The sequence below is a fragment of the Streptomyces sp. AK02-01A genome, assembly GCF_033795305.1.
Taxonomy (GTDB): domain Bacteria; phylum Actinomycetota; class Actinomycetes; order Streptomycetales; family Streptomycetaceae; genus Streptomyces.
Map to the genome: position 1 here is coordinate 55,768 of NZ_JARBAE010000041.1, position 14,091 is coordinate 69,858.

General features: G+C 69.9%; 12 protein-coding genes and 1 pseudogene. 6 read left to right on the top strand and 7 right to left on the bottom strand.

Annotated elements, in window-relative coordinates:
• Nucleotides 1–6: 6 nt before the first annotated feature.
• Nucleotides 7–191: pseudogene (locus PV679_RS28865) on the bottom strand (IS5/IS1182 family transposase); the annotation flags it as partial.
• Between PV679_RS28865 and PV679_RS28870 the strand changes: the two are divergent.
• Together PV679_RS28870 and PV679_RS28875 are read left to right on the top strand one after the other, a co-directional pair.
• Nucleotides 173–574, top strand: a complete 402-nt coding sequence (locus PV679_RS28870) for a hypothetical protein (RefSeq protein ID WP_319683420.1) — start codon at nucleotides 173–175, stop codon at nucleotides 572–574. The pseudogene PV679_RS28865 and the gene PV679_RS28870 sit on opposite strands and share 19 nt — an antisense overlap.
• A gap of 401 nt (nucleotides 575–975) precedes the next feature.
• Nucleotides 976–2,112 carry a DUF475 domain-containing protein gene (locus PV679_RS28875; RefSeq protein ID WP_319683422.1) on the top strand — a complete coding sequence of 379 codons (1,137 nt, stop codon included), beginning with the start codon at nucleotides 976–978 and terminating at the stop codon, nucleotides 2,110–2,112.
• Nucleotides 2,113–2,142: 30 nt separating this feature from the next.
• Here PV679_RS28875 and PV679_RS28880 read toward each other — a convergent pair whose 3' ends face one another.
• The 5 genes from PV679_RS28880 to PV679_RS28900 all read right to left on the bottom strand — a co-directional run bounded on the left by PV679_RS28880 (nucleotide 2,143) and on the right by PV679_RS28900 (nucleotide 6,619).
• Complete coding sequence (locus PV679_RS28880; protein WP_319683423.1) at nucleotides 2,143–2,871, bottom strand: VOC family protein; 729 nt, start codon at nucleotides 2,869–2,871, stop codon at nucleotides 2,143–2,145.
• A gap of 191 nt (nucleotides 2,872–3,062) precedes the next feature.
• Nucleotides 3,063–3,686, bottom strand: coding sequence for a DNA polymerase ligase N-terminal domain-containing protein (locus PV679_RS28885; RefSeq protein ID WP_319683424.1), 624 nt, complete (start codon nucleotides 3,684–3,686; stop codon nucleotides 3,063–3,065).
• Nucleotides 3,687–3,722: 36 nt separating this feature from the next.
• Nucleotides 3,723–5,630 carry a glycoside hydrolase family 15 protein gene (locus PV679_RS28890; RefSeq protein ID WP_319683425.1) on the bottom strand — a complete coding sequence of 636 codons (1,908 nt, stop codon included), beginning with the start codon at nucleotides 5,628–5,630 and terminating at the stop codon, nucleotides 3,723–3,725.
• Entirely contained in the window at nucleotides 5,627–5,779 is a 153-nt protein-coding gene (locus PV679_RS28895; RefSeq protein WP_319683426.1) for a hypothetical protein, read from the bottom strand. The genes PV679_RS28890 and PV679_RS28895 overlap by 4 nt, the downstream gene beginning before the upstream one ends.
• Before the next feature lie 81 nt (nucleotides 5,780–5,860).
• On the bottom strand, nucleotides 5,861–6,619 hold the full coding sequence (locus PV679_RS28900) for a family 16 glycosylhydrolase (RefSeq protein ID WP_319683427.1): 759 nt from the start codon (nucleotides 6,617–6,619) through the stop codon (nucleotides 5,861–5,863).
• Between the two features lie 422 nt (nucleotides 6,620–7,041).
• Here PV679_RS28900 and PV679_RS28905 point away from each other — a divergent pair, with 422 nt between their 5' ends.
• Entirely contained in the window at nucleotides 7,042–10,836 is a 3,795-nt protein-coding gene (locus PV679_RS28905) for a S8 family peptidase (RefSeq protein ID WP_319683428.1), read from the top strand.
• A gap of 232 nt (nucleotides 10,837–11,068) precedes the next feature.
• Nucleotides 11,069–12,070 carry a helix-turn-helix domain-containing protein gene (locus PV679_RS28910; RefSeq protein ID WP_319683429.1) on the top strand — a complete coding sequence of 334 codons (1,002 nt, stop codon included), beginning with the start codon at nucleotides 11,069–11,071 and terminating at the stop codon, nucleotides 12,068–12,070.
• Nucleotides 12,071–12,082: 12 nt separating this feature from the next.
• On the opposite strand, the gene PV679_RS28915 is transcribed toward PV679_RS28910, so the two are convergent.
• The gene (locus tag PV679_RS28915) at nucleotides 12,083–12,739 is read right to left on the bottom strand and encodes a DUF6629 family protein (protein WP_319683430.1); all 657 of its coding nucleotides are present in this window, start codon (nucleotides 12,737–12,739) and stop codon (nucleotides 12,083–12,085) included.
• Between the two features lie 433 nt (nucleotides 12,740–13,172).
• Between PV679_RS28915 and PV679_RS28920 the strand changes: the two genes are divergently transcribed.
• Both PV679_RS28920 and PV679_RS28925 read left to right on the top strand, forming a co-directional pair.
• Complete coding sequence (locus tag PV679_RS28920; protein WP_030228921.1) at nucleotides 13,173–13,376, top strand: cold-shock protein; 204 nt, start codon at nucleotides 13,173–13,175, stop codon at nucleotides 13,374–13,376.
• Nucleotides 13,377–13,648: 272 nt separating this feature from the next.
• Nucleotides 13,649–14,091 (top strand): DEAD/DEAH box helicase (locus tag PV679_RS28925; protein ID WP_319683433.1); only part of this gene is annotated, 443 nt, incomplete at its 3' end.

Genomic DNA, 14,091 nt, shown 5'->3' on the forward strand with positions numbered 1-14,091 from the left:
CTGCACACGGAGCCAGATCGCGACGGCCGCTGCGGTGGCGGCCCCGAGGAAGACGTATCCGCGCTTGTCGTAGCGAGTGGTGCCCGCGACTGTTTCAGCCGGTTGATTGCCCGCTCAACGGTGTTGCGCTTCTTGTAGCGGTCCTCGTCGAAGCCGGGTGGCCGTCCGCCGCGTGCGCCCCTGCGCCGGCGACCACACCCCGCTGTGGGAGAACGCGAAGCGGGAGCGGAAGGTCCAGGTGTTCCCGGACCAGTTCCCGGGCCTGTTCGACGCGCCGCTGGCCACCGGCGGCCGGGCGGCGGGTCTTCTCTTCCCCCAGGTCGATACCGACGCGTCGCCGGACGTGGTCGATGGCACCCGCACGCTGGGAGAGGCCGACTTCATGTCGGGCGCGACGGAGGACCGCTACCCGGACGTCTTTGGGCAGGCTCAGGGCGTGGACGGCGGTGGTCGGGAGAGTGCGCGCGCCGAGGTGGCGGCTCGTCTCGCGATGCTGCCGCACCGCGCGGTCCGGCTCAGCCACGATGTCCCGGCCGGCGCAGCCTTGCTGGGCGCTGTCGCTGACACGGTCTGAGCAGGGGTCGCACCGATACGCCTGCCCACCAGCGGTCCGGAAACCCTGGTCAGGGCAGGTGCGCGAAACCCCGGTGCGGCGGCCGGTGCCGGAAGTCCGGACGCCGCGCCGGGGCCAGGCAGGTCAGCTCTGCGACCAGGACGCCCACCGCGCCGCGCGGTCTGCTTCACACGCCGTGTGTGGTCCGTACATCTACACGTCACGCTCGTGTCCCGCCGCACGTAACCGAGTCGGCCAGAGTGGGAGACGGCCCGCCGCAAGGGGCCCCGGAACTGGGGGGTGACGCGCGGCTGGGAGTCGCGATCACCTACCGTGAGAGTCTGTTCGGGCCCCTGGTCGAGAGGGCCCCAGGGCACCCGCGCGGGTGGGAGCGGGGCCTCCGTACACAGAATGGGCAGCACGTGCTTCTGAAAACCTTCAGGTGGGCGTTTCTCGTCACCGCGCTCGGCCTCGCCGCCGGCGGCCTCTACGACGGGTGGGCCGCCCTGGGGATCGTCGCGATCCTGGCCGTCCTGGAAGTCTCGCTGTCCTTCGACAACGCGGTGATCAACGCCGGAATCCTCAAGAAGATGAGCGCCTTCTGGCAGACGATCTTCCTTACGGTCGGTGTGCTGATCGCGGTCTTCGGGATGCGGCTCGCGTTTCCTGTCGTGATCGTCGCGGTCACCGCCAAGATCGGCCCCGTCGAGGCCGTGAATCTGGCGCTGAACGACAAGGACCGGTACCAGCAACTGGTGACCGACGCGCACCCGTCGATCGCGGCGTTCGGTGGCATCTTCCTGCTGATGATCTTCCTCAACTTCATCTTCGAGGAGCGGGAGATCAAGTGGCAGGCCTGGCTGGAGCGGCCGCTGGCCCGGATCGGCAAGGTCGAGATGCTTCCGGTCTGTATCTCGCTGATCGTCCTGGTCATCGCGTCCATGACGGTCGCCACGCACGCACATCAGCACGGCGGCGAACACGCCGACAAGGCTCAGACGGTGCTGACCGCCGGAGTCGCGGGCCTCATCACGTATCTGATCGTCGGCGGTCTCTCCAGTTACTTCGAGAACCGCCTCGAAGACGAGGAGGAACGCGAGGAGGAGCGGGAGCGCGAGGTACGCGCGGCGGAGAAGAGCCGCGGCGGGAACGGCGCGGCGATCGCCGTCACCGGCAAGGCAGCCTTCTTCATGTTCCTCTATCTGGAGGTCATCGACGCGTCGTTCTCGTTCGACGGTGTCATCGGCGCCTTCGCCATCACCAACGACATCGTGCTGATGGCTCTCGGCCTGGGGATCGGCGCGATGTACGTCCGCTCGCTCACGGTCTACCTGGTCCGCCAGGGCACTCTCGACGACTACGTCTATCTGGAGCACGGCGCGCACTACGCCATCGGAGCGCTCGCCGTGATCCTGCTCGTCACCATCCAGTACGAGGTCAGCGAGATCATCACCGGCCTGGTCGGGGTGGTGCTGATCGGCTGGTCGTTCTGGTCCTCGCTCCGCCGCAACGCGCGCGCCGCCGCGGGAGAGGCCCGGGACCGGGCGCCCGTGGCGTGAGACGCCGGTGCCCGGAGGCGCCGGTATCTGTCACGAGGTGATGGTGAAGATCCCGCCGTCCGGGTCACGGAGCGTCGCTTCGCGCGCGGAGTCCGAGCGGCGTGAGGTGGCCGGCGGAGCGACGATGACGCCTCCGGCGCGCGTGGCCGCCTCGACGGCGTCGTCGACGTCGGCCACACGGAAGGACACATGCCAGCGGGGCCGGATCTGCGGATCGGGAGCGCTCTCCACCGCGCCGCCACGCAGCGCGGCGACCGTGTGCGAACCGTCGTCGACCAGCACCTGATCGTCCTCGTAGCGGACCTCGCAGCTCTCCTTCGCCTCCGAGCCCCAGGTGAGGACCCCGGCGTAGAAGATCGCGGCGGCGAACGCGTCCCTGGTACGGAGCTCCAGCCAGGCGGGCCCACTGCCCCGCCCCACGGACCAGCCCGGGATGATCAGCCCCTCCCACATCCCGAACACGGCACCGTCCGGGTCGGCGCCCAGGATGGCGCGGCCCGTCTTCATCGCGAGAGGACCGACGGCGACGGTCGCGCCCCGTTCCCGGACCCGCGCGGCAGCCGCGTCGGCGTCGTCGACCAGGAAGTACGGGGTCCACGCGACCGCGGCCTGGAGACTGGGAGCGAGGGCTCCCATGCCCGCGACCGGTGTGCCGTCGGCGAGCGCGGCGGTGAACTCGTCGCCCAGGGAGGTATGCCGGTAGGTCCAGCCGAGGACCGCGCTGTAGAAGTCCTGGGCGGCCTGAAGATCACGTGCCATCAGACTCACCCAGCAAGGGGCCCCGAGTACGGCATGAGGTGACGCCGGCATATCTCTGTTCCACTCCGTTCTGCCAGGTGGGGACGATCACGGCCCCGTAGCGATGCTTCACCTCACCTTGCCGCCCTGCGCGCCGGTACGCATCCGGCGCGCCGGAAGATCAACGCCGCCGGCTCGAAGCCGGTCGGCGCTCAGCCACCGCTCGCCGACTCGTCCTCGGCCACCTGGTGGAATGTGCGTCCGGACCGCGCGGACCGCGCCCGGTACGGGTCCGGCGTGGCGGGGCCGTCGGATCTGGCGGCGGAGTCCTTCTCCTTCACCAGCAGCCACGCCTCCTCGTCGCCGTCCTCGCCGCTCCGGATACGGGTGAGGGCGTAGCCGCCGCGCAGTTTCGCGCCGTCGAGCCAGAAGGAGGCATGGCCGTGTGCCAGAGCCTCGCCGAAGGATCCGGCGCGGCCCGGCCGGTGGCCCGCGAGCGGACGGTAGGTCCCCTCGTCCCACACGATGACGGTGCCGCCGCCGTATTCGCCGCTGGGAATGACCCCTTCGTACTCCCGGTACTCCAGCGGGTGATCCTCGGTGGGCACGGCCAGACGTTTGTCACCGGGACGGGTGGAGGGCCCTTTCGGCACGGCCCAGGACTTGAGCACACCGTCCACCTCCAGGCGGAAGTCGAAGTGTGTCCGGCTCGCGTCATGGATCTGCACCACGTAGGACGGCTCGTCACCGGCCCGCGCATCCCCGCCACTGGGCTCGGCCGTGGTGTCGAAATGCCGTTTGCCCCGATACCGCTCCAGTGGATCCCTGTCACTCACGACGGCCGGCTCCTTCCGAGGCTCCGTCCGCGACCCTCAGCCCATCGCGCGGTCCAGATTGAACGCCGAGCTGATCAGAGCGAGGTGGGTGAACGCCTGCGGGAAGTTGCCCAGGTGCTCACCGGTCAGCCCGATCTGTTCGGCGTACAGACCGACATGGTTCGCATAGGTGAACATCTTCTCCAGCGCCAGCCGCGCCTGCTCCACATCGCCGGTGCGGGCGAGCGCCTCCACCCACCAGAAGGAGCAGATGGAGAAGGTGCCCTCGGTGCCGTCCAGGCCGTCCGGGGCCTGCTCGGGGTCATAGCGGAAGACCAGGCTGTCCATCACGAGCCGGCCCGCGATCGCGTCGACGGTGGACTGGAACCGCGGGTCGACCGGCGAAAGGAACTTGACCATGGGCATCAGCAGCAGCGAGGCGTCCAGGATGTCCTCCGGCGGACGGTCGGGGTCCGCGGAGAGGCGCTGTACGAAGGTGCGGGCCCGCGGATCCCAGCCACGCGCCATGATCTGGTGGTAGATCTCGTCGCGCGCGATGGCCCAGCGGGTGAGATCGCCGGGCAGACCACGCTGGTGCGCCATCCGCATCATGCGTTCGACGGCGACCCAGCACATGAGCCGCGAATAGGTGTGGTGCTGTTCTCCCGCCCTGGTCTCCCAGATGCTCTCGTCGGCGCTGTCCCAGTTCTTCAGCAGCCATTCGAGGATGCCGCACAGATCCATCCAGCTCTCGTGCGAGATGCCCGCGCCGTACTTGTTGAACAGATAGATCGAGTCGATGAGTTCGCCATAGATGTCGAGCTGGCGCTGGCCGCTGGCGTTGTTGCCGATCCGTACCGGATGGGAGCCCCGGTAGCCCTCCAGATGCCCGAGCGTCTCCTCCGGGAGACAGGCGAGCCCGTCGATGGAGTACACCACGCTGAGCGGGCCACCCTCGCCGTCGGCCGCCGAGCGCAGGCGCTCGGTGAGCCACTCCATGAACGCCTGCGCCTCCTGGGTGAAGCCCAGCCTGAGCAGCGCGTACAGCGAGAACGCGGCATCCCGGATCCATACGTACCGGTAGTCCCAGTTGCGTGTGCCGCCGACTTGTTCCGGAAGACCCAGGGTCGGCGCGGCGACGATGGCGCCGGTCGGTTCATGCGTCAGCAGTTTGAGGGTCAGCGCCGACCGGTGGACCGTCTCCCGCCAGCGGCCGGTGTACGTCGACTGGCTCAGCCAGCGGCGCCAGAAGGTCACGGTTCCCTCGAAGAGTTCCTCGGCGGCCTGCGCCGCGTCGGCGCCCGCGGCCGTCCCGGTGGCCGCGCCCGTGTCCGCGTCCGTGGCGGTGGTGCAGGTCTCGTGTTCACTGGTCGTCTCCAGCACGAACAGCGCCGTTTCGCCTTCGGTGAGGTCGAACTCCGCGTGGGCGTCGGTGTCGTCCAGCTCCAGAAGGACGGAGGAGCGCACGGAGAGCATGAGCGTCTCGCCGGTGAAGCACACGCCCTCCGGCATCCGCTCCAGCCGGTGCCGGTCCCGGCCGTAGTTCATTCTGGGCGCGATCCGCACTCCCAGGCGCATCTCGCCACGCACGCTCACCACCCGCCGCACCAGTCGTTGCCGGTGCGCCGTGTCCCGCTCCCGCAGGACCGGCATGAAGTCCTGGATCTCCACGATGCCGTCGTTGGTGAGCATGCGGGTGATCAGGATGTTCGTGTCGGGGAAGTAGAACTGGTTCCGGGTGGCGGCCTGGCACACCGGCGCGATCTCCCAGAAACCGCCGCGGTGTACGTCGAGCAGAGAACCGAAGACGCTGGGTGAGTCGAAGCGGGGAGCGCAGAACCAGTCGATGCGGCCGTCGGTCCCCACCAGCGCGGCGGTACGCATGTCTCCGATCAGACCGTGTTCGGCGATCGGCAGATAGTCCTCGCCCCGCTCGCCCGGGAGCGGAGGCTGCGCCCCGTTCATGGCGCGGGCACCTCCCGGTCACGGCAGCCGTCCGGAGGCCCGCCCGGCCGTTCCGGGCCGCGCACCCGTACGGGGCGTCCGGCCGGATCCGGTCCCGGAAACAGGTTCCGGTCGCCGGTCGGAGCCGTGTGCTGCTCGTCGTCGTCCATCACGTCGAGTCTCGCGCACCGGCCGCCGCGCCGCACGTCGATCTGTGCGGGGCGGGCCTCCGTCCGATGCCTCTGAGCGGGTCAGGGACGGTAGACACACAGCCGCTCGACCTCGTACGACATCTCCGTCGTGTCCGGCTCCGGGGCCGGATGGTACGCGCCGGCGCAGACGGAGAGATTCACGATGAGATAGGCGTACCAGTCGCGGCCCACGCCGGTGTTGTCGGCGTAGACGCGCACGCCGTTGACCCACCAGACGACGGATCTCGCCAGGAACTCCACCTTCAGGTCCAGCCACGCGCCGGGCTGGATCGCGGGGTCGGTGTAGTAGTGCCCGCCGCCCCGTACATGGTTGGACAGCTCCAGCAGGTCCGGGTTGTCGGGATGGTATTCGAAGATGTCGATCTCGTTCCGGCCGTCCCGCCAGGTCCAGATCGCCGGCCATGCGCCGATCTCGGTGGGCAGCCGTACGCGGGCCTCCAGGATGTCGCCGGTGCGGACGGTGAACTGCTCGGGGCTGCCCTCGGTCGTCAACAGGCCGGTGCTCCACTTGCCGTCGGGGCGGCGGGTCGCGCGGAAGACGCCGCCACGGCTGTAGTCCGGGTCGGGGACGAGGTAATCGAGCTTGTTGTCGCCGGGGTTGGTCGGCCCGCCACCCGGATACGCCCATGAGCGGCCCGCGACCCACTGCCTGGCGGAGGAGAAGTCGGCCGTGAACCAGGCCGTCCCGGGGACCGGTGGACCGGCGGGCGCCGGGACGGAAGGCCGGGGCGGCCCGGCCGGCCTGGGCCTGAGCTTCTGTGCGAGCCACTCCAGCAGCGTGGATCCATGGTGACTCATGCTGTTCCTCTTCCGGAGCTGAGGCATGCCGTGGCGGTTCCTCGGGTCCGCAGGAAGAGCGCGGGCGCGTGGCTGTCCGACATGTTTCGGTTGTCCGACATGGTAGGGAGGCGTGGAAGGCGCCCGCGGCTGACGCGCCGTACCGCGCTGGGCGGTTCGGGCCGCGGCCGATGAACGCGGCGCCGCGCACCGCGTCAACTCCCCACGGGCCAGAGGCTTTACGCGGTCTCCGCGCCGTCCGGCCGGGTCGTAATGCGCGTGGCACGCTGCCGCCCGGACGCGTCTTGGGCACCCCGGCGCGGCGTTGTCGCTGTTGAGACATGTCGCAACAGCGACACCGGGAAGCAGTGACAGCCCTTCGACATCTACCGGATTCTGTCGAACAGCGCGTAACAGCGGTGTTGAACGAAGGGGTTGGAAAGATGAGATGGACCCGCCTTTCGGCGGCAGTATCAACGGCCTTGCTACTGACCGCGGGTGCGGTGGCGCCCGTCTCGGCCCAGTCCTCGGCGCGAGGCACCTCCGCCGACGGCTCCGCCCCGGCGGGTCCCGCGACCACGGTGCGGCTGATCACGGGTGACCGAGTGACCGTCGGCAGCGGACCCGACGGCAGGCGCACCGCCTCCGTGGAGCCCGCGCCCGGCCGCGAGGGCGTCATCTTCAAGACCGTGGAAGAGGACGGCGACCTCAGTGTCCTGCCCTCCGACGCCATCGGCCCGGTCTCGACCGGAAAGCTGGACCGGCGGCTGTTCAACGTCACCGAGCTGCTCGCTCAGGGCTATGACGAGGCGAACACCGACGCCCTGCCGCTGATCGTTTCCCAGCCGGCCGGTGAACCGGCCTCCGCCCTCGACCGGTTGTCCGCGCTGAACGAGGACTCGGCTCCCTCGCACCGGCTGGACAGCATCAACGCACGTTCGCTGCGGATCGACGGCGACGATCTCAACAGCTTCTGGAAGCAGCTCGTCCCCGGCTCCGGCGAGTCGTCCACCGCCCGCGCCGCCGCCACCCCGAAGGTCTGGCTGGACGGCCGGGTGAGCCCGACCCTCGACCGCAGTACGGCCCAGATCAACGCGCCCGCCGCCTGGAACGCGGGCTACCAGGGGCAGGGTGTCAAGGTCGCCATCCTGGACACCGGCGCGGACCTGACCCACCCGGACCTGGTCGGCCGGGCCGCGACCACCAAGGACTTCTCCGGCAGCGCCGGGACGAACGACGCCTTCGGCCACGGCACGCATGTCGCCTCCACGGTCGGCGGCACCGGCGCCGCCTCCGACGGCAAGCGCAAAGGTGTGGCACCGCGCGCCGAGCTGCTGATCGGCAAGGTCCTCGGGGACGACGGCTACGGCAGCGAGTCGTCCGTCATCCAAGGCATGGAGTGGGCCGCGGCCGAGGGAGCCCGGGTCATCAACATGAGCCTGGGATCGGACACGCCCACCGACGGCACCGACCCGATGAGCCTCGCGGTGAACGGCCTGTCGGAGAGCAGCGGAGCGCTGTTCGTGGTGGCCGCGGGCAACAGCGGTGAGCAGGGCACGCAGACCATCGGTTCGCCCGGCGCGGCCGACGCGGCGCTCACCGTCGGCGCGGTCGACCGCGACGACTCACTGGCGCCGTTCTCCAGCCGTGGACCGCGGCTCGGCGACGGAGCGGTGAAGCCGGACGTCACCGCGCCCGGCGTCGGCATCGTCGCCGCCCGCGCCACCGGGACGACCATGGGCGACCCCGTGGACCCGTACTACGTCGCGGCCTCCGGCACCTCGATGGCCACGCCGCATGTGGCCGGCGCCGCGGCACTGCTGGCTCAGGAGCATCCCGACTGGGACGCCGTCCGCCTCAAGGACGCCCTGGTCAGCACCGCGCACACGGTACCCGGCCAGCAGGTGACCGAGCAGGGCGGCGGCCGTATCGACCTGGCGGCGGCCACCCTCGGACCGGTCACCGCGACCGGCACCGTCTCACTGGGCTCCTACGTCTCCGGCGGTACCGCCGGAAAGGGCCAGGACGCCACGATCCGCTACACCAACACCTCCTCGTCCGAGGTCACCCTGCGCCTGGCGGTACAGCTCGCCACCACCGGCGGACAGGAGATCGCCGACGGCGGAGTGCGCCTCGGCTCCGACTCCGTCCGTGTCGCCGCCGGTGCCACCGCCGAGGTGCCGCTGCACGCCGACCCGTCCGTCGTCGAGCGGGGCAAGTACTACGGATACGTCAGCGCCACCACCGCCGACGGCAAGGTGGCCGTGCACACCACGGCGAGTCTCACGGTGCACGGGCCGACACACCGGCTCACCGTCACCACCGTGGACCACAACGGAAAGCGCGTCCCGGGCCTGCCGACCATCTGGGGTCCCGACGGATTCGTGAACTACATCAGCGAGGTCCCGGCCGTCGCCGAGGTCGAGGAAGGCACGTACCAGCTCAGCTACTCCTCGATCGACAACGCCTCGGACGGCCAGGAACTGCGCGAGGTCGTCCTGCCCGAGGTGAAGGTCACCAAGGACACGGCCGTCACGCTGGACGCCCGCAAGACCACCCAGGTGGAGATCCGCACTCCCAAGCCCGCCGAACAGCGCGGCGTGATCAGCTACCAGACCTACCGGCAACTGGACGGCCACGGCCTGATCCAGGGCACGATGTACTTCGACGTCGCCAAGCGTCTGTACATCAGCCCCACCGCCAAGGTCACCGAGGGCCAGTTCGAGTTCGCCTCTCGCTGGCAGCTCGTCGCACCGCTGCTGGAGGCGAAGGTCCCCGGGACGAAGATCTCGCTCAGTCCCTACTACACACACGTCTCCGCGCTGTTCGGCGCGAAGGGCGCCCGGCTGACTCCGGTCGACGCGGGAACGAGCGCCGCACCCGACTTCCGCGGCAACCGTGTCCGCGGCAAGCTCGCGGTCGTCAGGGACGAAGGTTCGGACGAGACGGACCTGGCCAAGGCGGCGGCCAAGGCCGGCGCGGCCGGACTCATGCTCATCTTCCCGTCGGACATGCATTCCTGGACCCGCTGGTCTCCACTCGGCGACCGTCTGGCCCTGCCCACCATGCGGGTGACCGCGGCCGAGGGCACCGCTCTGCTGGAGCGGGCCGCGCGGCACAAGACCACGGTGGAGTTCTCCGGCACCGCCGAGAGCCCGTATCTGTACGACGTGATGCAGGTCTCCGCCGGACAGGTGCCGCAGCATGTCGTCCACACCGTCTCGGACCGCAACAGCGCCGTGGTCCCGACCACCTACGCCGCGAGCGGTGACACCGGATGGGGCAGCGAGCAGCGGTTCGCCCGGCGTCCCTACCAGGACTTCGTCTGGAACCAGTACAGCCGCTATGTGCCCACCGGCACCCAGCGCACCGAGTACGTCAGCGCCGACGACACTCTGTGGCAGCACTTCGTGAGCGACCAGCCCGCCTTCGACGTCGACGTCCCGCTGACGGTCGGTATGCGGGACGACGAGCGGACCTACCGTCCCGGCAAGCAGCCCGGCGAGAACTGGTTCGGCGCTGTCGTGCGGCCCGCGATCCCGCGCGGCACAACGACGCCGTCCGTCCGCACCGGTGATGTCCTCGCGCTGCGTATTCCCGAGCTCACCGACTCCGGCAGCGGCCACTGGGCGCGGGGGCTGACCGGCGGAGGCGGCGGTATCGGAACCTCCGCGCAGGCCGCCGAGGAACAGGGCAACGCCGTCTCCGCCAGCCTGTACCGGAACGGCAAGAAGACCGCGGACGCGCCGGACGCCTGGTCCGACTTCGAGGTGGCGCCCGGAAAGGCCGACTACCGGCTCGACCTGTCGACGTCCCGCGACACCTCCGAGTGGGAGTTCGGCACCCGGACGGAGACCTCGTGGTCCTTCCGCTCGGACACCGCCGCCACGGAGGCGACGCTCCCGCTGCTCCAGCTCGACTACGACGTGCCTGTCGACGAGCACAACACGGTGACCGCGCGGCGCGACCACGAGATCGGCCTGACCGTCCGCAACCAGGACGGCCTGTCCGCACCGCGCGGCGTCACGGTCCAGGTCGAGACCTCGTTCGACGGCGGCAAGACCTGGACGAAGGAGGCCCGGGCCAAGGACCGCGGTCAGAACCGCTTCACCACCACCGTCGAGCGGCCCGGCCGGACCAAGGGTGACGCGTACGTCACCTTGCGTGTCACGGCCACCGACAGTGCCGGAAACAAGATCCGGCAGACCGTGGAGCGCGCGTACCTGCTGAGCGAGTAGGACGGCGACGGACCCGGCGGCCAGTGCGGCCGGGGCCGGGAGCGGCGGGTACGGAGGTGTGTCAGAGCCTCCGTGCCCGCCGCTTCGCGTGCCTCGGGTCTGACATGACCAGGGCGTATAGTGCGGTTGCCCGTCGCCGGTCCGGTTCCGGCGGGGCCCTGGTGCCGGGTGCTCTCCAACGCGCCCGTCCCGTCGCTCCCGCACACCGTCGGCAGGGGCGGAAAGGAGCACGATGCTGGAGGCAGCGGGCCTCACCCCGGCCGAGGAAACCGTCTACAGGCTTCTCGTGACGGTGCCCACCGCGTCGGCGGACGAGATCGTGGAGCAGTCCGGTCTGATGCCCGGCGAAATCGAACGCATACTGGCGGCGCTCACGGCCAAGGGACTCGCCAGCGGGACGGACCGGGCGCCGCACAACTTCGCCGCGACCCCGCCCGACGTCGCCCTGCTGCCGCAGCTCCAGAGACAGTCCGACGCCCTGGACCAGGCCCGCGCGGCGGTCACCGATCTGCTGGAGACCTATCGGCGCACCAGGCGCCGCCGCGACCCCGACCAGCTCATCGAAGTGATCACAGGCGCCGAAGCGCTGCGCCAGCACCTGCGGCAGATCCAGGACAACACGCGCCACGAGATGCTCTGGTTCTGCAAGGCGCAGTATGTGGCCATGCCCTCGGGAAGCAACCGCGCCGAGTACGACGCGCTGGCCCGCGGCGTGCGCTACCGCGTCCTGTACGAGCGGGCGTTCTTCGACGATTCCGGCGCCGTCGACAATGTGGTGGAGGGCGTGCGCGCGGGCGAGATGGCCCGTGCGGTCCCGCATCTGCCGCTACGGCTGGCCGTCGCCGACCGCGAAATCGCGATCTGTCCTCTGGTGCCCGGCGGACCGAGCGGCAGCTCCGAGGAGCCCACCACGGCGCTGGTCCGCGGCAGCAGTCTGCTGGAGGCACTGGTCGCGCTGTTCGAGCGCTACTGGGAGGACGCGGTACCGCTGCACGTGAGCGAGTCAGGAACGGTCATCGGCACGGACGGATCGCCGCACGACCACGAGCTGTCGGCGACGGACCGTAAGCTGCTCTCGCTCCTGGTCGCGGGCGTCGCGGACAAGGCGATAGCCAGCCAGATGGGACTCAGCAGACGTACCGTGCAGCGGCGCATCCAGGCGATGATGGCTCTCGCGGGAGCGACCACACGGATGCAACTGGCGTGGCAGGCCGCCCGGCGCGGCTGGATGTAGCGGCGTTTTGGATCACCGGCCCGTCGGGCGCCGCCCGCCGGACACGGCAGCAGGCGGCCCCTCCGGCCGGCGCCGCACCCAGGCGAGCATGAGGACCGAGGCGACCGCTGCCAGAGCGCACCAGGTGGAGACGAATTCCAGCCGCCACAGCAGCAGACAGAGCACCGCTCCGCACGCGACCACCGCGCCCAGCAGCCGCACCAGCGGATCGCCACCGAGGAGCAGGGAACCGACGGTCGCCACGAGATAACCGGCCACGATCAGCGGCGTGTACGGCAGGTCGACGACATAACCGAGGGTGTGGCCCCGGACTTCGGCCGTGACGGTCCGGGTGGCGAGACAGTACGCGAGCGCCGTGGCGGTGGCGAGCCCGACGACGGCCGGCACCAGCAGCCGGCGCCGCGCACGGGCGGGCGCGGCGAGCAGCACTCCGAGCGGCACCCACACCGCGAGCACGGGCAGGGCGACCACGGCCCAGGCCACGGTCGCCGGGCCCGCGCCGCCACCCGAACGCCACACGACGGCTTCGATGATCTGATGGGCCCCGAGGAGCAGCGGCAGCGCGGCGAGCGGCAGATCGCGGGCCCGGCGCAGCCGCGCCACACAGGCCACACCGATCGTGGCGACGGCGGCCCCCGCCACCAGGTCGGCCGTCGCACTCCAGCACATGACCGCCGCTCCAAGCATCCGTTGGTTACGGATCGTCCGGTTACGCCCGCACACCGTACGCGCTCCGGAGCCCGAGAAACCGCGCCGGTCTCCGGCGGCTCCCGCGAGCCGCCGAATCGCCGCCACGGGGCGCCTCGCTCGACGGCGGCGGATATCTATTGCCGCTGGTGCAGAAATCAACCCGATGGCTGGAGAGAATTTATGCTCTGACGGGCGGAGCGATAACACTTGCCGTGCCCGTCCGCTTGCACCGTGCTACTGTTGATCTCAGTTGCAGTTGTGGTTCCCAAAGACTTCAAGTGCTCTTGTCCGGCTTTCCTGGCCGGCAGGCGCACTTATGTATTTCCGGTGTTTTCCGGACGGGGTAATCATCGCGGCGACGTGGGGCTCGCAGAATGCGAGTCTCCGGTGAATGCCCCGAAGGAGATCAGACATGGCCAGTGGCACCGTGAAGTGGTTCAACGCGGAAAAGGGTTTCGGCTTCATCGAGCAGGACGGCGGCGGCGCCGACGTCTTCGCCCACTACTCGAACATCGCCACCCAGGGCTTCCGTGAGCTGCAGGAAGGCCAGAAGGTGAACTTCGACGTCACGCAGGGCCAGAAGGGCCCGCAGGCCGAGAACATCGTTCCTGCCTGACGCTGACGCGTACGGCGTAGCTGGGGCCCGCACCTTGGGATGCGGGCCCCAGCTCTGTTGCTTTTCCGGCGGAAATCGCCCGGTGTGCCGTCATGGCCTTGTGTATGACGAGAAACCGGGGCGTACGACCGCCCGCCGGCGGCGGACGAGCCGATTGTCCAGGCGCACCGCCCGGCACCGCTTTTATATGTACCCGGCTCGTTCTTGCGATTCTTTGAGCTGTTCTTCCCGCCGAGAATTCTCGATACGTGCCGCATCGAGAGAGGTTCTGAATGAACCGCACACCGCGCACGAACGACCGCTACTCCCGCACTCGTACGGCCGGCTCCGGCAGAGGCGGCCGCATCGGATCCGGCGGCCAGGGACGACGTACCGGATCGCCGCGAGGAGAGTTCGCTCTTCCGGTCACGCTCACTCCGGCGCTGCCCGCCGTCACGTCCTTCGCCGAACTGGACCTGCCTTTCGACCTGGTGAGGATGCTCACCAGCCTGGGTGTGAACGAACCGTTCCCGATCCAGGCGGCGACGCTGCCGAACTCGCTGGCCGGGCGGGATGTGCTGGGCCGGGGCCGTACCGGTTCGGGCAAGACCCTCGCCTTCGGCCTGGCTCTCCTCGTCCGTACGGCGGGGCAGCGGGCGCAGCCGCGGCAGCCGCTGGCGCTGGTCCTGGTGCCGACCCGGGAGCTGGCGCAGCAGGTGACCGACGCGCTCACGCC

What these genes read in the sequence shown, in the direction of transcription:
- PV679_RS28880 (WP_319683423.1), bottom strand. Translation starts at nt 2,871, where the DNA reads ATGGCACGTGATCTTCAGGCCGCCCAGGACTTCTACAGCGCGGTCCTC.
- PV679_RS28890 (WP_319683425.1), bottom strand. Translation starts at nt 5,630, where the DNA reads ATGAACGGGGCGCAGCCTCCGCTCCCGGGCGAGCGGGGCGAGGACTAT.
- PV679_RS28895 (WP_319683426.1), bottom strand. Translation starts at nt 5,779, where the DNA reads ATGGACGACGACGAGCAGCACACGGCTCCGACCGGCGACCGGAACCTG.
- PV679_RS28900 (WP_319683427.1), bottom strand. Translation starts at nt 6,619, where the DNA reads ATGAGTCACCATGGATCCACGCTGCTGGAGTGGCTCGCACAGAAGCTC.
- PV679_RS28905 (WP_319683428.1), top strand. Translation starts at nt 7,042, where the DNA reads ATGAGATGGACCCGCCTTTCGGCGGCAGTATCAACGGCCTTGCTACTG.
- PV679_RS28910 (WP_319683429.1), top strand. Translation starts at nt 11,069, where the DNA reads ATGCTGGAGGCAGCGGGCCTCACCCCGGCCGAGGAAACCGTCTACAGG.
- PV679_RS28915 (WP_319683430.1), bottom strand. Translation starts at nt 12,739, where the DNA reads ATGTGCTGGAGTGCGACGGCCGACCTGGTGGCGGGGGCCGCCGTCGCC.
- PV679_RS28920 (WP_030228921.1), top strand. Translation starts at nt 13,173, where the DNA reads ATGGCCAGTGGCACCGTGAAGTGGTTCAACGCGGAAAAGGGTTTCGGC.